Origin of the sequence: Leifsonia sp. T36S-04 (genome assembly GCF_042465655.1) — a bacterium.
Taxonomy (GTDB): domain Bacteria; phylum Actinomycetota; class Actinomycetes; order Actinomycetales; family Microbacteriaceae; genus Leifsonia.
On the sequence record NZ_CP146286.1, the window covers coordinates 2,934,806 to 2,960,183 of the forward strand.

General features: G+C 65.1%; 24 protein-coding genes and 1 pseudogene. 15 read left to right on the forward strand and 10 right to left on the reverse strand.

Annotated elements, in window-relative coordinates:
* Positions 1–416: 416 nt before the first annotated feature.
* Positions 417–692 carry an ester cyclase gene (locus tag P3F85_RS14240; protein ID WP_374010946.1) on the reverse strand — a complete coding sequence of 92 codons (276 nt, stop codon included), beginning with the start codon at positions 690–692 and terminating at the stop codon, positions 417–419.
* Positions 629–883, reverse strand: a pseudogene (locus tag P3F85_RS14245) (ester cyclase); the annotation flags it as partial. The pseudogene P3F85_RS14245 and the gene P3F85_RS14240, both read right to left, overlap by 64 nt.
* Positions 884–1,232: 349 nt before the next feature.
* Between P3F85_RS14245 and P3F85_RS14250 the strand changes: the two are divergent.
* The gene (locus P3F85_RS14250) at positions 1,233–1,496 is read left to right on the forward strand and encodes a hypothetical protein (protein WP_374008508.1); all 264 of its coding nucleotides are present in this window, start codon (positions 1,233–1,235) and stop codon (positions 1,494–1,496) included.
* A gap of 137 nt (positions 1,497–1,633) precedes the next feature.
* Positions 1,634–1,909 carry a hypothetical protein gene (locus P3F85_RS14255; RefSeq protein WP_374008509.1) on the forward strand — a complete coding sequence of 92 codons (276 nt, stop codon included), beginning with the start codon at positions 1,634–1,636 and terminating at the stop codon, positions 1,907–1,909.
* Positions 1,910–2,171: 262 nt separating this feature from the next.
* Here the strand turns inward: P3F85_RS14255 and P3F85_RS14260 are convergent, their stop codons facing one another.
* Entirely contained in the window at positions 2,172–2,474 is a 303-nt protein-coding gene (locus tag P3F85_RS14260) for a hypothetical protein (protein ID WP_374008510.1), read from the reverse strand.
* 510 nt (positions 2,475–2,984) lie between these two features.
* Here P3F85_RS14260 and P3F85_RS14265 point away from each other — a divergent pair.
* Positions 2,985–3,839 carry an ArdC-like ssDNA-binding domain-containing protein gene (locus tag P3F85_RS14265; RefSeq protein WP_374008511.1) on the forward strand — a complete coding sequence of 285 codons (855 nt, stop codon included), beginning with the start codon at positions 2,985–2,987 and terminating at the stop codon, positions 3,837–3,839.
* Positions 3,840–4,198: 359 nt separating this feature from the next.
* Here P3F85_RS14265 and P3F85_RS14270 read toward each other — a convergent pair whose 3' ends face one another.
* Positions 4,199–5,266: a sodium:calcium antiporter gene (locus P3F85_RS14270; protein ID WP_374008512.1), complete on the reverse strand. Its 1,068-nt coding sequence runs from the start codon at positions 5,264–5,266 to the stop codon at positions 4,199–4,201.
* A 100-nt stretch (positions 5,267–5,366) separates the two neighbouring features.
* Positions 5,367–6,146 (reverse strand): F0F1 ATP synthase subunit A, encoded by a 780-nt coding sequence (atpB, locus tag P3F85_RS14275; RefSeq protein ID WP_374008513.1) that lies wholly within the window; start codon positions 6,144–6,146, stop codon positions 5,367–5,369.
* 228 nt (positions 6,147–6,374) lie between these two features.
* Between atpB and P3F85_RS14280 the strand changes: the two genes are divergently transcribed.
* From P3F85_RS14280 to P3F85_RS14320, 9 genes are all read left to right on the forward strand, one after another.
* On the forward strand, positions 6,375–7,142 hold the full coding sequence (locus tag P3F85_RS14280; protein WP_374008514.1) for an SDR family NAD(P)-dependent oxidoreductase: 768 nt from the start codon (positions 6,375–6,377) through the stop codon (positions 7,140–7,142).
* A gap of 53 nt (positions 7,143–7,195) precedes the next feature.
* Complete coding sequence (locus P3F85_RS14285; protein WP_374010947.1) at positions 7,196–8,962, forward strand: glycoside hydrolase family 15 protein; 1,767 nt, start codon at positions 7,196–7,198, stop codon at positions 8,960–8,962.
* Entirely contained in the window at positions 8,955–10,286 is a 1,332-nt protein-coding gene (locus P3F85_RS14290) for an NAD(P)/FAD-dependent oxidoreductase (RefSeq protein WP_374008515.1), read from the forward strand. The genes P3F85_RS14285 and P3F85_RS14290 overlap by 8 nt, the downstream gene beginning before the upstream one ends.
* Positions 10,287–10,593: 307 nt before the next feature.
* Positions 10,594–11,475, forward strand: coding sequence for an alpha/beta fold hydrolase (locus P3F85_RS14295; RefSeq protein ID WP_374008516.1), 882 nt, complete (start codon positions 10,594–10,596; stop codon positions 11,473–11,475).
* Positions 11,472–11,939: a hypothetical protein gene (locus P3F85_RS14300; RefSeq protein ID WP_374008517.1), complete on the forward strand. Its 468-nt coding sequence runs from the start codon at positions 11,472–11,474 to the stop codon at positions 11,937–11,939. The genes P3F85_RS14295 and P3F85_RS14300 overlap by 4 nt, the downstream gene beginning before the upstream one ends.
* The gene (locus P3F85_RS14305; RefSeq protein ID WP_374008518.1) at positions 11,936–12,616 is read left to right on the forward strand and encodes a gluconate 2-dehydrogenase subunit 3 family protein; all 681 of its coding nucleotides are present in this window, start codon (positions 11,936–11,938) and stop codon (positions 12,614–12,616) included. The genes P3F85_RS14300 and P3F85_RS14305 overlap by 4 nt, the downstream gene beginning before the upstream one ends.
* Complete coding sequence (locus P3F85_RS14310; RefSeq protein WP_374008519.1) at positions 12,606–14,258, forward strand: GMC family oxidoreductase; 1,653 nt, start codon at positions 12,606–12,608, stop codon at positions 14,256–14,258. The genes P3F85_RS14305 and P3F85_RS14310 overlap by 11 nt, the downstream gene beginning before the upstream one ends.
* On the forward strand, positions 14,255–16,111 hold the full coding sequence (locus tag P3F85_RS14315) for a thiamine pyrophosphate-requiring protein (protein ID WP_374008520.1): 1,857 nt from the start codon (positions 14,255–14,257) through the stop codon (positions 16,109–16,111). Before P3F85_RS14310 ends, P3F85_RS14315 begins: the two co-directional genes overlap by 4 nt.
* Entirely contained in the window at positions 16,112–17,242 is a 1,131-nt protein-coding gene (locus tag P3F85_RS14320) for an enolase C-terminal domain-like protein (RefSeq protein ID WP_374008521.1), read from the forward strand.
* On the opposite strand, the gene P3F85_RS14325 is transcribed toward P3F85_RS14320, so the two are convergent.
* Both P3F85_RS14325 and P3F85_RS14330 read right to left on the reverse strand, forming a co-directional pair.
* Positions 17,209–17,748: a MarR family transcriptional regulator gene (locus P3F85_RS14325; protein WP_374008522.1), complete on the reverse strand. Its 540-nt coding sequence runs from the start codon at positions 17,746–17,748 to the stop codon at positions 17,209–17,211. The two genes, P3F85_RS14320 and P3F85_RS14325, sit on opposite strands and share 34 nt — an antisense overlap.
* Before the next feature lie 131 nt (positions 17,749–17,879).
* Positions 17,880–18,854 (reverse strand): MIP/aquaporin family protein, encoded by a 975-nt coding sequence (locus P3F85_RS14330; protein ID WP_374008523.1) that lies wholly within the window; start codon positions 18,852–18,854, stop codon positions 17,880–17,882.
* Between the two features lie 147 nt (positions 18,855–19,001).
* On the opposite strand from P3F85_RS14330, the gene P3F85_RS14335 reads away from it, so the two are divergent.
* Both P3F85_RS14335 and P3F85_RS14340 read left to right on the forward strand, forming a co-directional pair.
* Complete coding sequence (locus tag P3F85_RS14335; protein WP_382322827.1) at positions 19,002–19,238, forward strand: FAD-dependent oxidoreductase; 237 nt, start codon at positions 19,002–19,004, stop codon at positions 19,236–19,238.
* A gap of 1,047 nt (positions 19,239–20,285) precedes the next feature.
* Positions 20,286–20,516: a hypothetical protein gene (locus tag P3F85_RS14340; RefSeq protein WP_382322829.1), complete on the forward strand. Its 231-nt coding sequence runs from the start codon at positions 20,286–20,288 to the stop codon at positions 20,514–20,516.
* A gap of 49 nt (positions 20,517–20,565) precedes the next feature.
* Here the strand turns inward: P3F85_RS14340 and ctaD are convergent, their stop codons facing one another.
* Positions 20,566–22,287, reverse strand: a complete 1,722-nt coding sequence (gene ctaD, locus P3F85_RS14345) for a cytochrome c oxidase subunit I (RefSeq protein WP_374008524.1) — start codon at positions 22,285–22,287, stop codon at positions 20,566–20,568.
* Between the two features lie 897 nt (positions 22,288–23,184).
* On the opposite strand from ctaD, the gene P3F85_RS14350 reads away from it, so the two are divergent.
* Entirely contained in the window at positions 23,185–23,445 is a 261-nt protein-coding gene (locus tag P3F85_RS14350) for a hypothetical protein (protein ID WP_374008525.1), read from the forward strand.
* A gap of 702 nt (positions 23,446–24,147) precedes the next feature.
* On the opposite strand, the gene P3F85_RS14355 is transcribed toward P3F85_RS14350, so the two are convergent.
* A complete protein-coding gene (locus tag P3F85_RS14355) occupies positions 24,148–25,026 on the reverse strand; it encodes an IS3 family transposase (RefSeq protein WP_374010948.1) in 879 nt (292 codons plus the stop codon).
* Positions 25,023–25,343, reverse strand: a complete 321-nt coding sequence (locus P3F85_RS14360; RefSeq protein WP_374008526.1) for a transposase — start codon at positions 25,341–25,343, stop codon at positions 25,023–25,025. The genes P3F85_RS14355 and P3F85_RS14360 overlap by 4 nt, the downstream gene beginning before the upstream one ends.
* Positions 25,344–25,378 lie beyond the last annotated feature (35 nt).

The following is a 25,378-nucleotide window of genomic DNA, read 5'->3' on the forward strand; positions in this document are numbered from 1 at the left end:
TGACGGTTCGCACGGCACCGCGGAGGTACCTTCCGGTCATTGCTCGATTGAGTCCGGTGCCGCGCTATGACCAGTGCACGCACGGGCCCATCTTTTTGCGGCATGAGGGCGAGGGAGGACCCGCGGATTCTCGCGGTTTTGACCAGCCTCAACACTGGGTGACGCCACCTTCTACGCGTATATGCATTTGGCTGTCCAAATGAGCGGATAACAAGCGCGCCGTGATCCCGAACTCCCCGGGTGGTAACCACTAGCCGCCGCTATAGCGACATCCTGCTGAACCTCCCGGCCCCGGCATCACGCGCACCCCTCGAATCGATTCCCTACCGAGAACCCCGCGTATCTGAGCGAACAGTGCCGCAGCCGTCCGCGCCCAAGAACGATCATCCGTCCCACCTCCGACGAATGGCACCGGTTCAGGAGGACGAAGGAGAACCGGGTGGCTGGAGGATCCCCGTTTGGATCATGGCGGTGAGGTCATCTCGTGTGGCCCAATGCTCGACGAGCTTCCCGTTTTCGACACGGAACCAGTGCGTCTGTCTGGCGGCGAATGTCCGGCCGCTTGGCGGGGGCCGCCCGGCAGCTGACCGAGAAGCGTCCCGTGGCTCAGCACGCTTGCCGCTACAAGGTCGCCCTCGGCGATCACGGCCTCCACCTCCATCCGAATATCCGGGTACTGGCTTGTAAGCCAGGCGACGGTTCCGCGCATCGCTGTCGGGCCGTGCACCCGGCCGGGAGGCGTCTCGCTGAACGGTGCCGCAGCGTTCTCCTGGAAGTCCTCGGCCATTAGCTCATCGCACGCCTCGAGCCTGCGATCGTTCCAGATCTCCTCAAAGTGCCGTCGCACCAATTCTTTAGACCTGTCCCCATCTATTGCAGACATGAGTGCCCCGCTTCTGCCGTTGCCGAAAGAGTAGCCCCGCACTAGACACGAACTGACTCTCAAGAATGATCCATTCGGGGGTAGGCGGAATGAAAGACACGGCCTACTGTGCTCCGCACCGAGCCTCCATTCGGTCGACGGCCTCCGACTCGCTCCCCCGCGAGCCGGAGGCCTTCACTCAAGGCATATCTGCGTTGCCACGCCACCCAACCTCGCTGTTCGGATTGCGAACATCGTGACCTGCCAAATGCCCGTTCAGAGACTTGGGCGGCCCCCGTCCATGGCGACCCCGGACTTAGCGGAAAATGGCGTCTTGCGTGGGCGTCGCGGCGACGCCTACGGTGCCCGCATGGGTACCTCGCACGCGTTCCTCGCGGTGCTGCTGGACGACCAACAGACCGGCCGCGACTGGGTGATCGCGTTGCCCGCATGCGAGGACTTTCCGCCCCTCCGCATCCACCTCCCCACCGACTTCGAGGGAGCGGCCGCGTACGACGTGTACGAACTCATCGACCAGGACGAATGGCCCGAGCAGGCCGTCTACCTGCACCGCTCCATCATTCCCCGAACGACACCGGATCCCGGCACCTCGCACACTGACCCGCGCGAATAGTTGCGTTGCAACACCTACGGTGCGGGACGCTCGATGTGATACAAACGTTTTCGCTTCACCCGGAGGCGGGTGCAGGACCCGACCCGGCATCCTCACGGTCCCCCCACCCCGTAGCCTTACCCAAGCAAGGACAGCCGATGCGTGCGTCAACGTGGCGTGCCGACTTCGTGCACCCCCAACACCCCTGGCGTGACTACCACCGCCACCTCCCGCTGACCGGTGAGGTACCGCCCGCCGCGATCCGGACCCCCGGCGTGCTCATTGGGTTGCCCGCCTACGACATCTACCTGCTCAGCGACTCCGAACCCTGGCCGATCTCCTGCACCTACACCTACACCCAGTCCATCCTCGGAGATCTCTCCGAGGATGGACCACCGGAATACAGCATCGACCTCGACCGCACGGTCACCTAGCCCACCACAGCTCCCGCGTCACCACCTGCAACCGGCGAACGAGGTGGGCAACACTCGCGTCATGCGCAGAATCGTGCACGCAGGAAGCGTCTTCTACCCGGCGACCAGATCGCGAACGCCTGTTGGAATACGCGGGCGCGCTGGGACGGGCAAGTTCCATCCCGGACGTCGTGGCATCCGCACTCGTCGTCGGCTCCTGGGAGTAGACAGTCGGCAGCGGATCCCGTCATCTCGAGGGGATCCGCTGTCTTTGGGGTTGCGGTCAGGATAGCTCCCGCACCGGAGCACCCGAAAGCGTCGAATTCAAGATTGGGCCACCGCGTTGAGCCACCCGGTTGAAGGCCACAAACGGCGCGCATGCCGTCTCCGCCGTCAGCGCGGCCAGCCGGCCGATCAGCGTGGACGGGTCAGCGGCGATCGCCCACCCGTCTGTGGCGTACCTGCTCACCGTTTCCACACATTCCTTCTTCTCTTCCACGGTCGGGAACATCGAGCCGACGACCCCGATCAGTCCGCCCTGCAGTTCCGGACCCATGTTTCTCGTATCGATGATGAATACCCGCATCCCAATCACTCCCCTGTCGATCGTTTTTGTTTGCCTTCCGGCGGAGAGATCGATTGCGAGTGGGAGGGGCGGGAGTGCCGGGACCGTGGAATACCGGAGGGAGCGAAGCGAGTGAGGATATGCCGCGAAAGCCCGGCACGGACGCACCGGGAACGAGCTACGATCGGCCGACGGAAAGACAAACAAAACGGCAAGAACCGCGCCGCCACAGGCGGCTCCGCTCAGCGGAAGGCGACGATCTCGGCCCACGGCGCCGATCGGAACACGGAGCCCGTGTTTATCTGCGTCTGTTGTGGTCCTGCTGCGCGGAACCGTGCTTCTCACTGCGGTGTGGGCTGTCCGACCGTTCATCGTAGGTCGCTGACGCACCTTGCCGTTCCAACCGCGCTCTGACGCGCCCTCCGGGCTTATCTCGTCAGAGCGCGGTTGGCACTTTCGGTGCTGCCGCTCCCCCCGACTCCCTCTATCGAACAGCCCACCAATCAGGTTGACCACTAGGGAGTACAGACCATGAGCGATTCCACGAACCGGCGCACCCAGGAACAGCGGAAGGCGCAAGCAGAAGCACTCCACGCGTCGATCATCGACCAGGTGCAGCAGCTCGCGGAGAGCGGGCAGTGGCGTCGATTCCTCGACTTTGCCCGCTCGTTCCACAGCTACAGCCTGAACAACCTCCTCTTGATCCTCGCCCAGAATCCGGACGCGACCATGGTCGCCGGGTTCCGGCAGTGGCAGGCCAAAGGCCGCCAAGTACGCAAGGGAGAGACCTCGATCAAAATCTTCGGCTACAGCACCAAGACGACGAAGGCGACCGACGACGAGGGCTCGACCGACCAGGAAGAACGCACCATGCACTACTTCCCTGTTCTCTCCGTGTTCGACATCTCCCAAACCGAACCAGTCGACGGCGCACAGATACCCGAAAACCCCGTCCACCAGCTCACCGGCATCCATGACCACGGAGCGCTCGACCCGCTAACCGCCCACCTCGAAGGCAAAGGTTGGACCGTCACACGCGAAACCCTCACGCCTGCGAACGGTTACACCGACCCCCATCGGCACACCGTCGTCCTCCGCCGGAACCTCGCGCCGGAGCAGGCCGCGAAAACGCTCATCCACGAGGCCGCACACATTCACCTCGGCCACGTCGACAACCTCGACGAGTACCGGCACCACCGTGGTCGGATCGAAGTGGAAGCCGAATCCGTCGCCTACATCGTCGCTGGCCTCGCCGGATTCGACACCAGCACGTACAGCATCGGCTACATCACTGGATGGGCCGACGCAAACCTCGACCTCGTCCGAGAAACCGCCTCGCGCGTTCTCAAAACCACCCACGCGATAGCCGACGTTATCGCCCCTTGACCCACCCCACCCCCTTCGGGCGTGCTGGCCGTTGGGATTTGAACCCGACCGCTGCCCTGTATCGATCGCGACGCCCCCATAGAACTGCTGATCAGTAGGGTGGGCTGGTAACAAACTGATGACAGTGGATCGCTTTCAACCAGGTGCGGTTGTGGGCCAAGTTGGGCAGCTCCCGAAACTGCAGAGCGACGCCTCTATGACGTCTCAAATAGCCGGAAATAGCTCTGCCTTCGGACGTCCGTAACGGTTTGGGCACTCGCAGCAGAATCAGCCGTGGCCAACAAGCCGAGGCAAGCTACACGAACACGCTCTGCGTCACCGCGGCGCCCAGTTAGATATCGCGGACCGTTCGCGCACGCTCAGCTGATGGTGATTGCCACAAGGCCGCCCACCCCGATCAGGTAGAGCACCACCACGGTAAACGAGTCGGGGCCCATGCCCGCTACGTGCTTGCGTGGCCGGAAGATGAGGCCGATGGCGTACACAACGGTCAGCAGACCCGCGAGCGCTGTCAGGTAAATGTCACTTGCGTTCGCCTGCGGGAGAACGGCTTTACCGCTGATAAGGGTCGCAGCGAGGAAGAGAACCGGCAGGAACGCATTGCCGCCGAAAATATCGCTAATCGCCAAGTTGTCATCGCCTTGCTTCACCGCCTGCAGGCCGGTGGAGATCTCCGGCAGGCTGGTGGCCAACGCCAACACGGTTGCCCCGAAAAGCACTCCGGAAATCCCGATGTGCTTCGCGACTGCGTCTCCGGCCAGCTCCAAAGCGACACCGGACGCGAGGGTGAGTAGCGCGGCCACGCTGAAGATGACCACCGCCTTCGCGGTGCTCATCTTCTCCGGACTCGCCGGTTTCCGAGTGCGGTGCGCGCTGGGGTGAGGGGTGGTCGTGTCCGGAGCAGCACCGTCCTCATGCCAGGGGAGGCCTTTGCCTGCGCGTCGCACCAGAAACAAGCCAACCAGCCAGATCGCCGCGATCAGAACAACGTCAGGCGTGAGGCGGGCGAACAACAGGCCTACAGGGAGCTGGCTGCCAGCGATGACCACCGACAGGACAGCGACCACCACCACAGCCTCCAAAACGAGCCCGAGGGACGCGGCGCGATAGGTGATGGGCTTGACTCCTTTGCCACGCTTACCGAACGCGTCCAGAACAGCGATGACGACCGTCTGAAGGGCGATACCACCCAGGATGTTTCCCACAGCCACGCCGATCGAACCGGAAACCGCGGCACTGACGGTGATCGCGATCTCCGGCAAGTTTGTTGCCACGGCAAGCACAATCAGACCACCGAGCGCGCTCCCAAGATGCAACCGGCTGTCCAGAACGTCAGTCGTCTTCGACAGCTGAATACCGGAGAACCAGATGACCGCCGCACCAGCCAGGAAAATGAGCACCAGCAGCCAGATCGGCAAAGAATTCATAGGGCCCATGAAACCCCAGCACGTGCGCCTTGACAACTATTGCGCCTTAGCAATCAGGACCCACGGATCCCCCTAAGCGGCTAGCGTCCCACAGGGACTGTCAATGCTCGTCGGCGACCGCCAACTGGATGTAAACACCCGTGAGTAAGGCGAATATGTAGGCCTGAAGCACACCGACGAGGATCTCCATCAGGGTGAACGCGAAGCCGAAAACCATCGTCCCCAAGCCGAGCAGCCTGAAGGCTGCCGGCGCTTGGAAAAGCAACCAAGCAGTCCCAGAGAAGAAAAGCACGAGCAGCAGGTGCCCGACCACCATGTTCATCATCAGCCGAAGCACCAGCGTCACGGGACGGACGATGAAGCTAGAGACAAGTTCGATGGGGGTCACGATGATATAGAGCGGCCACGGCACGCCGGACGGGAACAGTGAACTACGGAAGAACCCCCTCGGACTGCGCTGCACGCCCGCGTAGATAAAGGCCCCGTACGCCACGATCGCCAACACCAGCGGCACCCCGATCACCGCAGAGCCGGCCATGTTCAAGCCGGGGATGACGCTGGTGAGGTTGAAGAACAACACCATGAAGAAAATGGTTGTGAGCAGCGGCAGGAAGCGTGCGCCGTCCTTCTTGCCCAACAGGTCCGCCGCGATGTTGACGCGAACGAAGTCCAATCCCATCTCGACGACGCTCTGGAAGCGTCCCGGCACCACTCTCATACGCCGGGTGCCGAGGCCGAAAATCAGCAGAATCGCAAGCGTAGCGATAAACCGGATGATCGTGACCCGGTTGATCTCAAACAGGGTGCCCGCAAACAGTAGCGGCGGCGGGAAGAAGTCGTTGATGGACGGGCCGGAAAACCCTGAGTCAGCGAGGAGCACGAAGAGTCTGCTTTCCGTGGAGCCCGAGGATCAGCGAGGCGCATTCGCGGGCGGGGATCGTCGAATCGTGGGCCGGCGGTCCCCCGACCGCAAGCCCGCCGCCACCCTAACAGGATAGCTTGCGGACCTGCAACAATTGCGAGATAGCACTACCGCGCGACGGGCAACAATTGCATTTGCGCAAGCACAGGGTTAAATGGGCGGCGACTCTCACAGAAGGCGGTGCGCATGGATTTGGCAGGCAAGGTCGCGGTGGTGACCGGCGGCAACAGCGGGATCGGTGAGGCGATCGTCCGGAGGCTGTGCGCGGCGGGTGCTTCCGTGGTGATCGACTACGTGGCGCGGCCGGAGGACACCGCAGACCTCGTGAAGGAGATCAGCGCGGCAGGAGGCAAAGCTCTCGGCGCCGACGCGGATGTCAGCACAACGGCGGGCATCGACAAGTTGATTAGCACAGCTAAACGCGAGTTCGGCCGGCTTGACATCTACGTCAACAACGCCGGCATCGAAACACGTCAAGGGCTGCTTGAGCTCGACGAGGACAGCTTCGACAAGGTGATCTCCGTGAACCTGAAGAGCGCCGTCTTCGGCACCCAGCGTGCGGCCCAGGCCTTCATCGACCAGGGCTCCGGTGGAATTGTGGTCAACGTCTCGTCCGTGCACGAGGACTGGCCGATGCCCGGCAACCTCGCCTACTGCGTCTCCAAGGGCGGCATGCGCATGCTGACACGGACCGCCGGCGTCGAACTCGGCCCGCACGGAGTCCGCGTCGTCAACGTCGCTCCGGGAGCCGTTACCACCCCGATCAACACGAAGACGATGCAGGACGACTCGCTCCGCGAGAAGCTGGAGGATTCCATCCCGCTCCGGAAGGTGGCCGATCCGGCCGAGATCGCACGGGTGGTGGCGTTCGTGTCCTCCGGCGATGCCGACTACATGACGGCCACGACGGTGTTCGTCGACGGCGGGATCATGCAGGGCGGCCCGGGGCTGTGAGCGCCTCCCGCATCGAGGAGTACGCGCTGATCGGAGACCTCCACACGGCGGCGATGGTCTCCGCCGACGGGTCGGTGGATTGGCTGTGCCTGCCGCGGTTCGACTCGCCGGCCTGCTTCGCCGCAATGCTGGACGAGGATTCCGCCGGTCGGTGGCTCCTCGCTCCGGCCGGTGCGGGTCGATGCACCCGCCGCAGCTACCGCGACGGCACGCTGATCCTCGAGACCGAGTGGGAGACGAGTACCGGGCATGTCCGAGTGACCGACTTCATGCCCGTGCGCGATCAGGCGGCAGATCTGGTGCGTATCGTCGAGGGACTGGAGGGGTCGGTGGACATGGTGACCCATCTCCTCCTCCGCTTCGACTATGGCCACGTCGTGCCGTGGGTGACCCGGACGGAGCGAGGGATTCTGGCGGTCGCCGGGCCCGAGGCCGTGCAGGTGACCGCCGACGTCCCTCTGAGCGGTCGCGACCTGAGCACGGTGGCGGAGTTCACGGTCGAGGCCGGTGACCGGGTGCGGTTCGTGCTCACCTGGTCGCCGAGCCATGAGCCGCGGCCGACACCGACCGACCCGGACACCGCGCTGGTGGTGACCGAGCAGTTCTGGACCGAGTGGAGCAGCCGGAGCACCGCATACGGCCCCAACATGGACGCCATCCAGCGGTCATTGATCACCCTGAAGGCACTCACCTACCAACCGACCGGAGGCATCGTGGCGGCGCCCACGACATCTCTCCCCGAGCAGATGGGGGGGCCGAGGAACTGGGACTACCGGTACTGCTGGCTGCGCGACGCCACGCTGGCGCTTCAGTCGCTCCTCACCGCCGGCTACACCGACGAGGCCCGGTCCTGGCGCGACTGGCTCCTCCGCGCCGTCGCCGGCGACCCTGCCGACCTGCGGATCATGTACGGCATCGACGGGCGGCGCCGCCTGCCGGAGGAGCAGCTGGACTGGCTGGACGGCTACGCCGGCTCGTCGCCGGTGCGCGTAGGCAACGCCGCTGCGGGCCAACTGCAGCTGGATGTCTGGGGTGAGGTGCTGGACGGTTTGGCGCTGACCCGGTCGACCATCGGGTCCGGCGAGGAGGACGCGTGGGACCTGCAGCTCGCCCTGATCGAGCACCTGGAGACCGTGTGGCGGGAGCCTGACAACGGGCTCTGGGAGATCCGCGGCCCCAAGCAACACTTCACCCACTCGAAACTCATGGCCTGGGTTGCGGCGGACCGCATGGTCCAGGGCGCACGTCGCTTCGACCTGCCCGGACCCGTCCGACGCTGGGAGCGTCTGCGCGCAGCGATCCGGCGCGACATCCTCGAGAACGGGTACGACGCCTCCCGCAACACTTTCGTGCAGGCCTACGGGTCCCAGGAGCTGGATGCGGCGCTGCTGCTCATCCCCCGCGTCGGGTTCTTGCCCGGGAACGACCCGCGGGTCGTCGGCACGATCGACGCCATCCAGCAGCACCTGACTGAGGACGGGCTGGTGCTGCGCTACCGTCCCGAACTCAGCGACGATGGTCTGCCCGGCACGGAAGGCGTGTTCATCGCCTGCTCCTTCTGGCTGGTCGACGCGCTGATCGGTGCGGGGCGAACGGCGGAAGCCGAGGACCTCTTCGCGCGGCTGCTGGACCTCCGTAACGATGTCGGGCTGCTCAGCGAGGAGTGGGACCCGCGCGAGCACCGCCAGCTGGGCAACATGCCACAGGCGTACAGCCACTTCGCGCTCGTCCGCAGCGCCTTCCATCTCCTGGCCGGAAACGCCGGCACCACAGAGGACCGCATCCACATCGAAAGCAGCAAGGAGTCCAGCCATGCCTGAACCGCACGTTCTCATCCTGGGTGGCGGCTTCGCCGGGTTCACTCTTGCCCGTCAGCTGCGACACGATGCGGCAGCCCAGCGCCTCCGGGTCACCGTGGTCGAGCCGGAACAGTACCTGACCTACAAACCACTGCTGCCCGAGGTGGCAGGCGGGGAGACGGCACCCCGCGACACGCTGGTGCCGCTCGCAGGCCGCTTCCCTCACGCGCAGCTCATGGCAGGAGCAGTGGAGACAGTTGATACATCGGCCAAGGTGGCGGTCGTCCGTCTGCTCGACCGCACGGTACGCAGTGTCGGTTTCGACCAGGTCGTGTTCGCCCTTGGGGCGGTCAGCAAGACACTGCCGATCCCCGGACTCTCCGAGCACGCGATCGGGTTCTCCAGCCTGGAAGAAGCGGTCTACCTGCGCGACCATATCGTGGACAGGGTGCGTTTCGCGGCGGCGACGCAGGATCCGGCCGAGCGGCAGCGAGCACTGACCTTCGTCTTCGTGGGCGGCGGTTACACGGGGGTGGAGGCGATCGCCGAGCTGCATCGACGGGCGAAGATCGAACTCGGCCGCTACCCGGCGCTCGCGCGCGAACGGATGTCGTGGCTGCTGGTCGAGGAGGGGGGCCGTATCGCGGCCGAATTGCCGCCGAAACTGTCGCAGTGGACTCTCCAGCTGCTTCGACGCCGGGGCATCACGGTGCTCCTGCACACGAAGCTCACCTCGTGCGAGGACGGAATTGCGCACCTCGACAACGGCGACGCGCACCCCTGCGACACCCTCGTCTGGGCCGCCGGCGTCACCCCGAATCCGGTACTCGACCGGGCCGACGTTCCACGCGGCGCGAAGGGCCACGTGCAGTGCAACGCACGGCTACAGGCGGTACGCAACGACGGCTCCCCCATCGAGGGAGTGTGGGCACTTGGTGACAACGCGCAAATCCCGGACCTAACCGCCGAGAAGCAACCAGCGTTCTGCCCGCCGAACGCGCAGAACGCAGTCCGCCAGGCCAAAGTCCTGGCGGCTAATATCCGCCGGACCACCCGCGGCGCCGAGACGATCGAGTACCGGCACCGCAGTCTTGGAACGCTTGCCAGCTACAGCGGCCACCAGGGCGCGGCGGTCGTGCGCACCCTGCCCTTGCACGGCGCGGCCGCGTGGGCGGTCGACAAGGTGTACCACGCGGTGGCGCTGCCCAGCGCCGGACGGCGGCTGCGTCTCGTCCTGGGGTGGATCGCGAACGGACTGGCGCCTCGCGACACCGCATCAACAAGTGCAGTGCGGGACCCCCGCGCGCGGTTCGTTCGTGCGGCCGCCCGACAAAACGACAACTGAGCGACCTCCTAGCAATCGGCTGGGTCTCGAGTTCGCCCCCTTCACTAGTAGTCGCGCAGGTGCAATGATTGCGTAGAGGCAACTAATGGAGGTGGCACGATGGGCAGACACGACGACACGGACCGAACCGGTTCTCCCACCGACCGGGACGCACTCGAAGGCCAGTACACGCAGCGAGGCGAAACAGGCCCCCGAACCGTCCACGGCCAATACACCGAGACAAGCACCGACGCACCCGACCCACTCGCCGAAGGCGCGTACACCGGTGCATCGCACCATGGCGAGCCGCCCGAGGTCGCGAGCACGAATGAGCGGCACGGGAACTACCCCAAGGCCGAGCACTGACGTGGCGGGACTCCACGTACGCTTCCCAGACGGACGGATCGTCGGATTAACGGCCATCGGCGATCCGGCGGCGAAACGACTCGTGGTGTTATGCCACCCGACGGCAGGAGCCTCCGGATTCGACCCGGACCCCGTCCTCACATCGACATGGGGGCTCCACCTGGTCTCGTTCGACCGCCCCGGCTTCGGAGCATCCGACCCCTACCCGACAGGGAGCGAGCCATCGGCGAACCAGTGGGCAGACGGAGTCGCCGCATACCTCGGTCAGGCGGAAAGTTCCGCGAGCTCGACCGCCAGCACCGACTTCGGCTCCATCGGCGTCGTCGGCTGGCGGGAGGGCGGCCTGTTCGCCGCAACCCTCGCGGCGCGGCACCCCGAGTTAGTCGACCGCCTCGCGCTCATCGGTTGCCCAGCCCTGCCCGCACTGGCTGAAACGGGGGCCCGAGCCGGAACCCGCACGGCCGACGCCAACTGGTTCGACCCCCAGCGCCTGACATCGGCAGACTCCCGATGGGATGCCACCTCCTACGAACGCCGCGTCGAGCGAATGATGGCCGACGCTCAACTGCAGGGAACCGCCGGCGTCGACGCCGACCTGCAATGTTTCCGCGCCGAACCGCCAAACCTGTCCACTACGGCCGCCGAAACACTCGTACTGGTCGGGCGACAGGACACCTATGCCACTCCGCGCGACGCACGCTGGTTCGCCGATGAAATCCCCAACTCCCGGATCGTCGTAGCGGAACACGGCGGCCGGGACCTGATCGCAAGCACATGGGAAAGCATCCTCGAGCACGTCGCCCCCGAACACGGGCAGTTAGGCCCCCAGGAAGGAGATCGATGACGGCACGCAGCAGAAGGACCCCGCCCGCCGGAGCCCAGCACGGTATCGACCGACTGGTCAAGAACGTCGAGACTGGACGCTTCGAACGCTCACTCTCGGCATTAACGGCTGCTGGCGCTCTGGTCACCGCGGCAGAAATCTACTTCGAGCATGACAAAGCGAGCTTCGGCAACAAGTGGATGTGGGTGCCGGTGATCCTCGGCCCGATCGGCGCCGGGGCCGGCATTGCCGGTGTGACCAGCCGCCGCCTGGCGAAGACGGTGCTGCCCGTCGCGGCAGCGACCATCGTCGCCAATGGACTACAAGGCACCTACCTGCACGCACGCGGGGTCGCACAGAAGCCGGGAGGATGGCACAACCTGCGCTACAACCTCGAGATGGGCCCGCCACTGCTCGCCCCGCTTCTCGTGACCCTGGTCGGCGGGATGGGCCTGCTCGCAGCAATCCTGAGGCGCGAAAAGTGACGGGGCTTCCCCTGCCGTCCTCGCGCGCAGGCAACAGATTCCCTGGTTTCGATGCGCTCGCACAGCGCGACCACTGGGACGAGGTCACCCGGTCGCTCGTGCAGTCACGGCTGAGCCTGCTCCCCCAGATGCGGTTCTTCAACGTCACCGAAGAAGCCTGCGCCACCGCGTTGTTCGACCAACTCCTCGACCAGCGCAAAGAGCCGCGCGTTCCGGTGACCGCCATGGTGGACGCCCGCCTAGCGGAGAAGCAGACCGACGGCTGGCACTACGACTCAATGCCGGAGGACGCCGTCGCGTGGCGGCAGTCGCTAGCCGCCCTGGATGAGGACGCCTCTGCCGCGTACGGCACGTGCTTCGCCGACTGCTCCTGGACCGACCAGGAGAGCATGCTCGCCCACATCCAGGACATCGGAGAACAACCCTGGCACGACCTGACGGCCTCCCAGGTGTGGGGTCTGTGGGCCCGGTACGCCTGCACCGCGTTCTACTCCCACCCATGGGCCTGGAACGAGATCGGGTTTGCCGGCCCCGCCTACCCACGCGGCTACAAAAACCTCGGCATCGACCGGCTCGAACCGTTCGAGGTCGCCGACGCGAACCCCGCTGACGATCCGACGAAGACCGCCGACGATCACGGCACCTCCTCCGAGGCTGGAACATCCCATGAGCACTGACGTCCGCGAACGCAACGACTCGGCCTGGCTGCTGACCCCGAACGGCGCCGCCCCCGAGCACCGGCTCCGCGACGACATGCGCCGCTTCGGCGACGCGGACATCGTCGACCTCGTCATCGTCGGCTGCGGCGCAGGCGGGTCGACCTTGCTGCAACGCGTGGCGCGCGCCGGTTGGACGGTCGTGGCCCTGGACGCCGGCCCGTTCTGGAATCCGGAGACCGACTGGGTGAGCGACGAGGCCGGATCGCACGAACTGTACTGGACGGAACCCCGGCAGATCGGTGGCGCAGACCCGGTCCCCCTCGGCTCGAACAACTCAGGCCGAGGCGTCGGCGGCTCAATGGTCCACTACGCCGGCTACGTCCCCCGCTTCCATCCCAGCGACTTCCGCACCCACAGCCAGGACGGCGTGGGAGCCGACTGGCCCATCGAATACGACGACCTCCGGCCGTATTACTCCGCCATCGAGGGCGAGCTGCCGGTCGCCGGGGAGGATTGGCCCTGGGGCGACCCGCACTCCTATCCGCACCGGCCGCATCCCGTCTCCGGGAACGGCGAAGTGTTCCAACGCGGGGCATTGGCTTCCGGGATCACCGCCAAGGTCGGCCCTGTCGCCATCGCGAACGGCCGTTTCGGGAACCGGCCGCACTGCATCTACCGCGGCTTCTGCCTCCAAGGGTGCAAGGTCAATGCCAAAGCGTCTCCGCTCATCACCCACATCCCGGACGCCCTCGACCACGGTGCCGAAGTGCGCGCCGACAGCATGGTCACCTCCATCGAGATCAATCAGCGGACCGGACGCGCAACCGGCGTCCACTACGTCAAGAACGGCAGGCAGCGGTTCCAGCGGGCACACATGGTCGCCGTCGCCGGATACTCCATCGAGACGCCGCGACTGCTGCTCAACTCCACGTCACAACGCTTCCCCGACGGGCTCTGCAACGACTTCGACCAGGTCGGCCGCTATCTGATGGTGCAGGGGGCCCCGCAGACCGCCGGCCGGTTCGACTCCGAGATCCGGATGTGGAAGGGTCCACCCCCCGAAGTCAGCACCGAGGACTTCTACGAGACCGACCCAAGGAAGCCATACAAACGAGGGTTCTCGATCCAGACCGTATCGCCGTTGCCGATCACCTGGGCGGAGCACGTCATGGCCGAGGGACGCTGGGGTGCAGAGCTCCGCAATTACATGTCCGACTACGTGCACTGGGCATGCCTCGGCGCCCTCTGCGAGTTCCTGCCACAGCCGGACAACCGCGTCACGCTGAGCGACGAAAAGGACCGCTACGGCCTGCCCGTTGCGCACTTCTCGTACAGCCAGTGCGACAACGACCGCGCCCTCGGACGGGCCGCGCAAGACGTCATGGAGCGGATCCTCACCGCAGCCGGCGCCAGCGAAACCATCACCATCCAGCGATACGCCCACCTGGTCGGCGGCGCCCGCATGGCCCGCAGCGAAGAGCACGGTGTGGTGGATGCGGACTGCCGCAGCTTCGCCGTCCCCAACCTACTAATCACCGACGGCAGCGTGCTGCCGACCCAGGGAAGCGCCAACCCGGCACTGACCATCATGGCGATCGCCGCGCGAGCGGCCGACCGTCTCATCCAGCACCCGGACAAAACCGAGAGAGAGTCCCAATGAGCAGCGTGAGCGACTTCGTCATCCAGCGCATCCGCGACTGGGGGGTCAGCCGCGTGTTCGGGTTTCCCGGCGACGGCATCGGCGATTTCGATGGCGCGCTCGGCAGAGCCGAGCGCGCGGGAACGGGCGTGGAATACATCCGCCCGACCCACGAGGAAATCTGCGCCCTGATGGCGACAGCGCACGCGAAATTCACCGGCGAGATCGGGGTATGCACCGCAACCTCCAGCCCCGGCGCCTTTCATCTGCTCAACGGGCTCTACGACGCGATGATGGACAACCAGCCAGTGGTCGCCATCGTCGGCCAACAGGGCGTGAACGCGTTAGGGACCTTCAACCAGCAGGAAAGCAACCTGGAACGCGTCTTCTCGGACGTTGCCTGCTACGTGCAGACCATCGTTTCCCCCGAACAGGCGCAGGCCGTCATCGACACCGCCTTCCGGACAGCACGCGTGCGACTGCAGCCCGCCGTCATCATCCTTCCTCACGACATCCAAGGTATGAAGATGGTCGAGGCGGAACCGGAAATGTGGGTGTCCCGGTCGAGCGCGGTCGCGCCGTCGACGGCGATCGTTCCTCCGCACAGCGAGCTGCTGAAGGCGGCGGCGATCATCAACGCCGGCGAAAAGGTCACCTTCCTGGTCGGGCACGGCGCCAATGGGGCGACCGACGAGGTGCTGGAGGCGGCGAGGCTGGCGGGTGCCGGCATCGTCACCGCTCTGCGGGGCAAGCAGGTCGTGCCCTCCGACGTGCCGTACCACTCGCAACAGGTCGGGTTGCTCGGATCGGTGCCGAGTCTGCACCAGATGAAGGGATGCGACACGCTCCTCCTGCTCGGCACGAACTATCCGTACGGGCAGTTCCTGCCGGCCACCGGGCAGGCCCGCGCCATCCAGGTCGACCTCAAGCCCGAGCAGATGGGACTCCGCTACCCGACCGAGCTAAACCTCTGGGGCGACGTCAAGAGCACCCTGACCGCGCTGATCCCGCTGCTGCACGCAACGACGGACCTCGACTGGCAGCAGAGCATCGCGGACGAGATGGTTCAGTGGGAGACCGAGATGGACGCGCAGGCCATGGCGCACTACGACGACGGCGTCAACCCTCGGCGCGTGTACTACGAGCTCAACAAGCGTCTACCGGAGCGGGCGATCGTCACGGCCGACGCCGGAACGACCGCCGACTGGTACGGCCATCACATCCGCCTGCGACGAGGGATGATGGGCGACCTCTCGGGCCGCCTGGCAACGATGCTCGCCGCGATGCCATACGCGGTCGCGGCCAAGTTCGCCTACTCGGATCGGGCGGTGATCTGCACAATCGGCGACGGCGCGTTCCAGATGTTGGGCATGAACGAGCTGATCACCATCAAGAAGTACCTCGACCGGTGGCAAAGTCCGCAGCTGATCATCCTGGTCCTGCATAACAACGACCTCACTCAGGTGTCCTGGGAGATGCGGACCGAAGACGGCAACCCGGTATGGAACACCGCACAGGAGGTCGAGTCGGTCGATTACGCCGGGTGGGCGGAACTCCTCGGTTTCCAGGGCATCACGGTCACCGATGACGCTCAGATCGCCGACGCCTGGGATGCGGCTTTCGCGCACCAAGGCGTCACCCTCCTCGATGCGCACACCAGCAAGAACGTCCCCCCGCTCCCGCCGCACATCACCCTGGAGTACGCGAAGAACACGGCCAAGGCGCTGCTGAAGGGCGATCCCAGCGAGCTCGGTGTGATCCGCGACTCTGCGACCGCCCTGATCACCGAAGGCATGGAGCGTGTGAAAGGCAAACTGCACCTCGGTGGCAACGCCGAGGACAGCGGCGACGCGAAATCCTCCAGGAGCGAATAGATGATGGAGCACGGCCGGGTCAGCCGGGTGAGGGTAACCGCGTACTCGGTGCCGACGACCACCGTAGGTGAAGTGCAGCCCGAGTCGGACGGAACGGCGGAGTGGGACAGCACGGGCGTGCTCATCGTTGAGGTCGAGGCGGACGGCCGCACCGGGCTCGGCTACTCCTACACATCTCCGGCCGCTCTGGCCATCATCAAAGGGGTCCTGGCACCTCACGTCATCGGCACCGATCCGCTCGCCGCCGAATCGACCTTCTGGGCGATGGCACGGGCGGTCCGCAACCTGGGCTGGGCCGGGGTGTGCGCCAGTGCGATCTCGGCCGTCGACATCGCACTCCACGACCTTCGCGCCCGGAAGCTTGAGGTCTCCCTCCTTCAACTACTGGGCGGCTCAGCAACTAGCGTGATGGCCTACGGGAGCGGCGGGTTCACCAGCTACACCATCCTCCAACTCCAGCACCAGCTCGGAGGCTGGGCCGACGACGGGCTCCGCGCGGTAAAAATGAAAATCGGATCCGCGCCCGAGGACGACCTGGAACGCGTACGGGCGGCGCGAGAGGCGATCGGCCCGGACGTGCAACTGTTCGTCGACGCAAACGGCGCGTACAACGTCAAACAGGCTCTCGGTTTCGCCGCGCGCTTCGAAGACGAGGACGTCACCTGGTTCGAGGAGCCCGTCGCAAGCGACGACCTCGCGGGGCTACGGCTGATCCGCAATCGCGGGCCCGCGGGCATGCAGATCGCCGCTGGCGAATACGGCTACACACCCCAATACTTCGCAACCATGCTGGCGGCTGGCGCGGTCGACACCCTGCAATCCGACGCGACCCGCTGCGGCGGCGTCACCGGCTTCCTCCGCGCATCCACCCTCGCCCACGCCGCCGGCATACCGTTGAGTGCGCACACCGCCCCCGCCATCCATGCGACGCTGGGGGCTGCGCTGGCCAACGTCGTGCATGTGGAGTACTTCCACGACCACGCGCAGATCGAGACAGCGTTTTTCGACGGTGGCCCCACACTCTCGGGAGGAGACCTTAAGGTCTTTCGCGCTTCGGTCGGCCATGGTCTGACCTTCAAACGCTCGGACGCGGAACGCTATCTCGTCGAGGAATGGTCCTCGGCGGAATAGCTGTCATGCCCGGGCTGCAGCGAGAACGCGAAGCGGCCGTCATGGATGGGTTCCCCACCTGCCGCACCGGCGAACAGCTCCAGCGCAGCGGCGACCGTACTCTGCTCGTCCGCTGAGAGGCTGGCAAGCACCTCGGCCATTTGACGCCGGCGCTGGTCCAGCACGTGGTTCACGAGGTCGGCGCCGGCCTGCGTCAGTTCGATTCGGATGTAGCGGCGGTCGACGGGGTCGTCCGAGCGCACGATGTAGCCGGCTTGGACCAGCTTTTCACAGGCCCGGGTCGCGTTCGACGGGTGCACGTTCAGCTCCTCGGCCACCGCACCCAGGTTTTGCGGCCCCGTGGCGGCGATCATCATCAGCACCCGCAACTGCGGCGTGGTGACCCGATCCTCGACCTCGAGCACCGACCTGGCCGCAACGCGCATCATCACGTTCGCCGCCGAAAGAGCCGCATCGACAGCGCGGTCGGCTGACGCACGGTCGGCCGTGGCGTGGGAGCTGGTCATCCGCTCAGTATTCCCTCTTCGTTGCGGCTACGCAAATCTTGCGCCGATCCCAGTGGGCCGGCAAAACAGGGCGCGGGGAGGGGACGTGGACGACCCCTCCCCGCACCTGTGACGAAGCCGCCGCCGATCGGCTATCGGCGGGAACGCGGCTCCGTGGTGTCCGGCCCAGGTGGACGTGCCGGAGTCTCGGCCTGCGCATGCATCGCGGGCCCGCCACGCAGAAGACGAGCGTGCAGGATGTCCCCGATGAACAAGTCATAGAGGATGACGCCGATCATGCCGCCGATCAGCGGCCCGAGGATCGGCACCCACATGTAGCCGCTGAACCACGGCCCGTCGCCCGGAACGGCGAGATCACCCCATCCAGCTACCCACGCCAGAAGCCGTGGACCGAGATCACGAGCCGGGTTGATCGCGTAACCAGCATTCGCCCCGAAGGACATGCCGATCGCCGCGACAGCGAAGCCGATGATGAGCGGACCGAGGTTGGCCTGCACGGCCGTATTGCGCAAATCGATGACCGCGGCGATCAGCATCAGCAGGAACATCGTCCCGACGATCTGATCGAACAACGGTCCCCACATGTTCCCGTCGTAATACGGGGCAGGGAACGTGGCGAAGATCGAGAACGAGGCGAGGGTATGCCCGTTGACCTTCGGTCCCTTGCTCGCCGCATCAAAGGCACCGATCGCCGCGGCGTACACCCCGAGGACCAGGGCCGCGCCGAGAAACGCCCCGATCAGCTGGGACAGCATGTACGGCAGCACCTTCACCCAGGCGAACCCACGACGAATTGCGAAGGCCAGCGTCACCGCCGGATTCAGGTGAGCGCCACTTACTCCGCCGGCGACGTACACGCCGAACACAACCGCCATCGCCCACCCCCAGGTGATCAGGAGCCAGTCCCCTGCACCCAGGAAGAACGTGGTCGGACCTTCGGTTCGCCCGGAACCGGGGAGTGCTGCAACCGCCATAGCGACAACACCGTCGCCGAACGAGATCAGCACGAACGTGCCCAGCAGCTCAGCCAGACACTCCCCCCAGAGTCCACTCCGGCGCTTCAGCCCCCAACCCTTCATCAGGACCGGAATCGTGTCGTCAGTCATCGCATACCTCCAACGGAGCCAGTGCCACACTGCACCGATATGACTCATCATGATGCAATACTTGCGAAAGCGCAATGAGATTTTCTGAGACCGATGCTGGTCCCGGCTCGAAGTGGTTCGCTCCGATCCGAAGGGTACAAACGTCGAATGGGCTCGAACCCCGACGCGATTGTCATCGGCTCTGGACCGAACGGCCTGGCCGCGGCCGTCACCCTGGCACGCGCCGGTCTTTCGGTAACCGTGTACGAACGCAATGCGACCCCGGCGGCGGGGCGCGTACCGAGCCGATCACACTGGAGGGCTTTGTCCACGACATTTGCTCGGCCATACATCCACTTGCTTTCGCCTCCCCGTTCTTCCGGAAATTCACGCTGGCCGATCTGATCCGGTTCGTGGTCCCGCCCATCTGTATGCTCAGCCGCTCGACGGAGGCCGCGCGGCGATCGCCTACCGGACCTCGACCGAACGGTGGAATCGCTCGGCGCGGACGGACCAGCGTGGCGTCGTCTGCTTCAGCCCTTGGTCGACCGCGTCGACGCGGTTTCTCAATTCACCGGTTCCGAGATCCTCCAGTTTCCACAGCATTCCCTCATCGCTGCACGTTTTGGGGCGACCATGCTTACCCAGGGCGGCCCGTGGGGGAATGGAATCTTCCGCGAGGAGCGGGCGCGAGCTCTGCTCACCGGTGTTTGCGCGCACTCCAACCTCCCCCTGCCAAGCCTCGCGGCCGCCGCGGCCGGGCTGGCACTGGCCACGTACGCCCACGCCGGTGGCTGGCCGGTGCCGGTCGGGGGAACCAGTCCATTACGAATGAGCTGATCGCCGACTTAGTCGATCACGGCGGCGAGGTCGTCACAGGCGCAGACATCACGAGCCTTGGAGAACTGCCCGCTGCACGCGCCATCGTTGTCGACACAAGCGCGGACGCCGCCGCACGCCTTGGAGCAGATCGCCTGTCGCCCCGCTACCTGCGCCGTATCCGCCGGTTCCGCGCAGGCAATGGCGTTGCGAAGGTCGACCTTGCACTCGCCGGCCCGGTGCCCTGTATCAACTCGGAGCTAACCGGCACCGCTACCGTCCATCTCGGCGGTACGCGGACGGCGGTCGCCCGCTCCGAACGCCTGGTGGCAGCGGGGCGGTACAGTGACGACCCGTATGTGCTGGTCGCCCAACCCTCGGTGTTCGATTCCAGTCGTACGCCGGCGGGGAAGCACGTGCTGTGGGCGTATACGCACGTGCCGTGCGGTTTAACGATCGATCGATCGGAGGCGATCATCCGTCAGATTGAGCGCTTCGCTCCGGGGCTCCGGGACCTGATCCTGGCGACTTCCTCACGCTCCGCCTCAGACATGGAACGCTACGACCCGAACTACATCGGCGGCGACACCGCGTCGGGGGGCGCCAACACTTCGTCTGATGATCGCCCGGCCGGTGACTTCGACCGAGCCATGGCGGATGCCCGGCCGCGGCCTCTACCTCGCCTCCTCGGCCGCCGCGCCCGGCCCCGCCGTGCACGCCCTCCGTGGATACTACGCCGCACGCAGTGTTCTACGGCACGAGTTCGGCGTCACTCGGATGCCGTCGCTCGCCCTCGAAACACGCGGCGCTGCGCCGTCCGTCGCCACCGACGCGATCGGCCCGGGCACACCGCTGCAGCAGTAGCCAGACATGCGCGGATGAAGTTTTCGCGCCCGGTGGTAGGTCTAGTGAATCACTTGATTCTCCCGTCGGCGGGATCGGCTGTCGCCGCATCGGGGGCGTCCTTCGCGGGACCGACGCCGATCGGGATTCCGGCCTCGGGGTGGTTCAGGTCGAACGCGGGCGACTCCGAACGGATGCGCGGGATCGACGTGAAGTTGTGGCGCGGCGGCGGGCAGCTTGTCGCCCATTCCAGCGAGCGGCCGTAGCCCCACGGGTCGTTCACGGTGACTTTTGGCGCGTTCCGCGCGGTGAGGTACACGTTCACGAAGAACGGGATCATCGAGATCGCGAGGATACCGGCGCCGATCGACGAGACCTGGTTCATCCAGGTGAAGCCGTCGGAGGGCAGGTAGGTCGCGTACCGACGCGGCATACCGACGACGCCCAGCCAGTGCTGGATGAGGAACGTCGTGTGGAAGCCGATGAACAGCAGCCAGAAGTGCCACTTGCCCAGCCGGTCGTTGAGCATCTTGCCGGTCCACTTCGGCCACCAGAAGTAGAACCCGGCGAACATCGCGAAGACGACGGTGCCGAACACCACGTAGTGGAAGTGCGCGACCACGAAGTACGTGTCGGACACGTGGAAGTCGAGCGGCGGAGATGCCAGGATCACGCCGGTCAGGCCACCGAAGGTGAACGTGATCAGGAAGCCGATGGACCACAGCATCGGCGACTCGAATGTGAGCGACCCGCGCCACATCGTCCCGATCCAGTTGAAGATTTTCACGCCGGTCGGGACCGCGATCAGCATCGTCATCAATGAGAACCACGGCAGCAGCACAGAACCGGTGACGTACATGTGGTGCGCCCACACGGTGACCGACAGGGCGGCGATCGCGATCGTCGCGTAAACCAGCGTCTTGTACCCGAAGACCGGCTTCCGGCTGAACACCGGGAAGATCTCCGTCACGATGCCGAAGAACGGCAGCGCGATGATGTAGACCTCCGGATGACCGAAGAACCAGAACAAGTGCTGCCACAGCAGAGCTCCGCCGTTCGCGGCGTCATAGATATGAGCGTCGAAGACGCGGTCCGCAGCAAGGGCGAACAGCGCGGCGGCCAGCACCGGGAAGGCCATCAGCACGAGGATTGAGGTCACCATCGCGTTCCAGGTGAAAATCGGCATCCGGAACATCGTCATGCCGGGGGCACGCATGGTGATGGTTGTCGTAATGAAATTCACAGCACCCAGGATGGTGCCGAAGCCGGAGAGCGCCAGGCCCAATACCCAGAGATTGCCGCCGATACCGGGCGAAAACGTCGTACTCGAAAGTGGGGCATAGGCGAACCAGCCGAAGGAAGCCGCACCCTGCGGGGTCAGGAAGCCAGCCACCGCGATCAGCGACCCGAACGAGTAGAACCAATACGCCAGCGCATTCAATCGCGGGAACGCGACATCCGGCGCGCCGATCTGCAGCGGCAAGAGCACATTCGTGAAACCGGCGAAGAGCGGCGTCGCGAACATCAGCAGCATGATCGTGCCATGCATCGTGAACAGCTGGTTGTACTGCTCTTTCGTCTGCACCACGTTCAGACCCGGCTCGAACAGCTGAGCGCGAATGATCAGCGCCATCACACCGCCGACCAGGAAGTAGACGAAGGACGAGATCAGGTACATGTACCCGATCGTCTTGTGATCCGTCGACGTGATGTAGTTCACGAGGATGTTGCCCTTGCGCTGCACACTGTTCGGGACGACGCCTGCGTCGGGGCGGTCTCCAATGATGACCATGTCGATCTTCTCCTCAGTGTTTGGCCTCAGCGGCCGACGGCAGGAGATTCATTTCCAAGAAGGACCGTTCGATCGAGCAACCCGACAACTGCCATCTCCACGATCGGAACGCTTGTGCGGACAGGGATGCCCTCTTGCCAGCTACGCCACCGGCAACCGCTGGCGCCCGACACGCCAGCCCGCGGTCGAGTACGCGGTAGACCGCACGCGTTTCGTGGTGATCGGACCCTCGACCTCGCCGGAACGGGGCAGATTTGCAACCGGGATGGCGACAAAGCCGTTGCCAATTGCGATCGCACGAAGGTGCCCTTGAACTCAGCCAAATCTCGCCCAGATCGCACGCCGACGTTGGCGGCCGCAAGCCGCCCCCAAGGCCGGAATCGTGTCGTCAGTCATCCCACACCTCCTACCGAGCCAGTTCGCTCACTGCGCCAACAAAGTCATCATGATGCAATACTTGCGAAAGCGCAATCAGAATGGACGTTGCAGCATTGCGCATGCCCAACCATTCCGTGCCAGGCTTTCCGGCGTACCGTCGCTCCGCTTGCGGTATTCCTCAAGGCGACAGGGTGCCGCCACCACTCCATGATGGTTGCATTCGCTCCCGATCCCCACCGCATCCTCGCGCGCGGCGATTCCCGGCGGTCGGTTCCGCGCACACGTCGCAGGGCACACCGCGTTTGCCTCCTACGACGCCGCCCTCGGCCCGGGGTGCGGCGCGCTCCGACGCGCATCAAGAGATCCGCCGTCGGGAGCGCCTCATCTCCCAGATCATCGTCACCCATCCTCCGGTCGCACCGCCGCCGATAATCCAGGGCGAACCATACCGTCTTGGCGGGGTCGATTCGCGGCAGGAGGTGGGACAATTGCGGTAGCGCAATCAAGGAGATGGTGGCAATGAACGAGCGCGACAACCTGGAAGGGCGATACACGCAAGCAGAACCGGAGACGGCGGAAATCCGCAAGGTCCACGGACAGTACACAGAAGAAGCGGGGGCTGGACCCGAGCCGGACGCTGTCGGGACCTACGTAGGTGCCGAACGCGAGGGCAAGGAGCCGTTGGTGCGAAGCACACACCAGCGCATGGGCAACTACCCCAAAGCCGAACACGGCGAAGCGGCGACCGAAACCGCCGACCCGCCGGCCGGCGACTCATGATGTGACCATCACAACCGTCGAGCCGCAATCAGCATTCTCATCAGCGAGAAGCGTCGCGTGCCACAGCGAAGAAGCGATGGCGTGGCTGAAGACCAAGGCACAGACGGGGCAACGAGTAGATGCGGTCAGCCGTTTGCGGGAGCACCTAGTTGAGGTGCCCCACTCGTCGACAACTACGAAACGCACGCTGGAGCACCCATGCTGTTCGACGAGGACGTCCGGCCGGTTGTCCGAACTGCCCAAAACCCTGACGGTCAGCGGCTTGGTAGCGGGGCATGCCCTCACCGGTAGGAGTGAGCTCGGCAGTCGATGCCTTGCTCATCGTCGCTGGCCGCCGCGCGTTCGACACCTACAGCATCGGCTACATCACGGGATGGGCGGACGAAGACGCAACAGCCATCTGGGACACGGTAGAGCGAGTCCTGAAGACTGCCCACACGGCTAGTCGCGGCAATCATCCGCGGCCGCGACTACCCACCAGCGCGAGACCAAGAAGACCTGTCCATCTAGGGCGGGTCTTTTTCCTGTGTGCACAACGGATCAATGAGTGACGAGATAGCCGGCGACCGAGGCGAGTTGAACACGAGCTGAGAAGACAAAGTGGAAGAGACAGATGAGGCGAGGAGGGACGAAAGAGAAGAAACCGACAACGAGAAGGAGACTGATCTTCCCCCGGTTCCTCGGACAGTTTGATGTGTCGTTTCAGGCAGCCAGGGTGACTGTCGTCGGGACGATCTTCTCGTAGTCCGCCGGTGAGTGGTAGCCCAACGAGGAGTGCCGGCGGCGCGGGTTGTACCAGGCTTCGATCCAGGAGAACATCGCGGTCCCCAGTTGCCGTCTGGTGGTCCAGGGCTGGCTGTCGAGGAGTTCGATCTGCATGCCGGACCAGAAGGATTCCATCATCGCGTTGTCGTAGCAGTCGCCAACGCTGCCCATGGAGGCGATCAGCCCGGCTTCGTGGACGCGGGAGGTGAAGGCCCAGGAGGTGTATTGGGAACCGTGGTCGGAGTGCATGATCGCCCCACGGACCCCGAACCTCCTCCAGCGGGCCATCTGGAGAGCGTCGACGACGAGGTCTGCGGTCATCCGGGATCCGATCGACCAGCCGATCGCCAGCCGGCTGTAAGCGTCCAGGACGACGGCGCAGTAGACCTTCCCCTCGGCCGTGTGGTGCTCGGTGATGTCGCCCAGCCAGAGCCGGTTCGGGCCGGGAACATGGAAGTTGCGGTTGACCTTGTCCTCGCTGGTGGCCGGGTTGGTGCGGAACCGGAACTTGCGTTTGACGGCGCCGGCCCAGCCGCGCTCGCGCATGATCCGCTCCACCCGTTTCCGCCCAATCCGGTAGCCGTGGCCCATCCGCAGCTCGGCGTGCATCCTGGGTGACCCGTAGGTGTGGAAGAACGCGCCCTTCTCCGATCGGAGCCGGGCGATCACCGCGGCTATCTCCTCATCCCGGGCTTTCCTCGCCGAGACGTGGTGCTTCGCCCAGGTGTAGTAGCCCGAGCGGGAGACCCCTAACAGCCGGCTGACCGTCGCGACTTTGAACCGGTGCGGGTCCTCAGCCGTCAGCTTCTCGATCAGTCGGAAAGATGTTTTGGGAGCACGTTCTCCTTCGCGAAATACGCCGCCGCGCGTTTCAGGATCTCGTTCTCCGTCTCCAACCGGCGCACCTCACGACGGAGCCGGACCAGCTCGGCCTGTTCGTCTGCGTCGAGGATCGGGACCACGCCAGAGGCCTTCTCCGCCTGCTCTTTGGCGAAGTCGTCCTCCGCGACCCATCTCGAGAGCGCACTGTTCGAGACGCCGAGCTCGCGGGCGACCTGCGACAACGGTCGGTCGCTGATCCGGACTAACTCGATCGCACGAACACGGAACTCCCGAGGGAAACGTCTAGCCATAAAGACCAACCTCCCGAACCAATAAGGCCGATGCT

What these genes read in the sequence shown, in the direction of transcription:
- P3F85_RS14250 (WP_374008508.1), top strand. Translation starts at nt 1,233, where the DNA reads ATGGGTACCTCGCACGCGTTCCTCGCGGTGCTGCTGGACGACCAACAG.
- P3F85_RS14255 (WP_374008509.1), top strand. Translation starts at nt 1,634, where the DNA reads ATGCGTGCGTCAACGTGGCGTGCCGACTTCGTGCACCCCCAACACCCC.
- P3F85_RS14260 (WP_374008510.1), bottom strand. Translation starts at nt 2,474, where the DNA reads ATGCGGGTATTCATCATCGATACGAGAAACATGGGTCCGGAACTGCAG.
- P3F85_RS14265 (WP_374008511.1), top strand. Translation starts at nt 2,985, where the DNA reads ATGAGCGATTCCACGAACCGGCGCACCCAGGAACAGCGGAAGGCGCAA.
- P3F85_RS14270 (WP_374008512.1), bottom strand. Translation starts at nt 5,266, where the DNA reads ATGAATTCTTTGCCGATCTGGCTGCTGGTGCTCATTTTCCTGGCTGGT.
- P3F85_RS14280 (WP_374008514.1), top strand. Translation starts at nt 6,375, where the DNA reads ATGGATTTGGCAGGCAAGGTCGCGGTGGTGACCGGCGGCAACAGCGGG.
- P3F85_RS14285 (WP_374010947.1), top strand. Translation starts at nt 7,196, where the DNA reads ATGGTCTCCGCCGACGGGTCGGTGGATTGGCTGTGCCTGCCGCGGTTC.
- P3F85_RS14290 (WP_374008515.1), top strand. Translation starts at nt 8,955, where the DNA reads ATGCCTGAACCGCACGTTCTCATCCTGGGTGGCGGCTTCGCCGGGTTC.
- P3F85_RS14295 (WP_374008516.1), top strand. Translation starts at nt 10,594, where the DNA reads ATGAGCGGCACGGGAACTACCCCAAGGCCGAGCACTGACGTGGCGGGA.
- P3F85_RS14300 (WP_374008517.1), top strand. Translation starts at nt 11,472, where the DNA reads ATGACGGCACGCAGCAGAAGGACCCCGCCCGCCGGAGCCCAGCACGGT.
- P3F85_RS14310 (WP_374008519.1), top strand. Translation starts at nt 12,606, where the DNA reads ATGAGCACTGACGTCCGCGAACGCAACGACTCGGCCTGGCTGCTGACC.
- P3F85_RS14315 (WP_374008520.1), top strand. Translation starts at nt 14,255, where the DNA reads ATGAGCAGCGTGAGCGACTTCGTCATCCAGCGCATCCGCGACTGGGGG.
- P3F85_RS14320 (WP_374008521.1), top strand. Translation starts at nt 16,112, where the DNA reads ATGATGGAGCACGGCCGGGTCAGCCGGGTGAGGGTAACCGCGTACTCG.
- P3F85_RS14325 (WP_374008522.1), bottom strand. Translation starts at nt 17,748, where the DNA reads ATGACCAGCTCCCACGCCACGGCCGACCGTGCGTCAGCCGACCGCGCT.
- P3F85_RS14330 (WP_374008523.1), bottom strand. Translation starts at nt 18,854, where the DNA reads ATGACTGACGACACGATTCCGGTCCTGATGAAGGGTTGGGGGCTGAAG.
- P3F85_RS14335 (WP_382322827.1), top strand. Translation starts at nt 19,002, where the DNA reads ATGGGCTCGAACCCCGACGCGATTGTCATCGGCTCTGGACCGAACGGC.
- ctaD (WP_374008524.1), bottom strand. Translation starts at nt 22,287, where the DNA reads ATGGTCATCATTGGAGACCGCCCCGACGCAGGCGTCGTCCCGAACAGT.
- P3F85_RS14350 (WP_374008525.1), top strand. Translation starts at nt 23,185, where the DNA reads ATGAACGAGCGCGACAACCTGGAAGGGCGATACACGCAAGCAGAACCG.
- P3F85_RS14360 (WP_374008526.1), bottom strand. Translation starts at nt 25,343, where the DNA reads ATGGCTAGACGTTTCCCTCGGGAGTTCCGTGTTCGTGCGATCGAGTTA.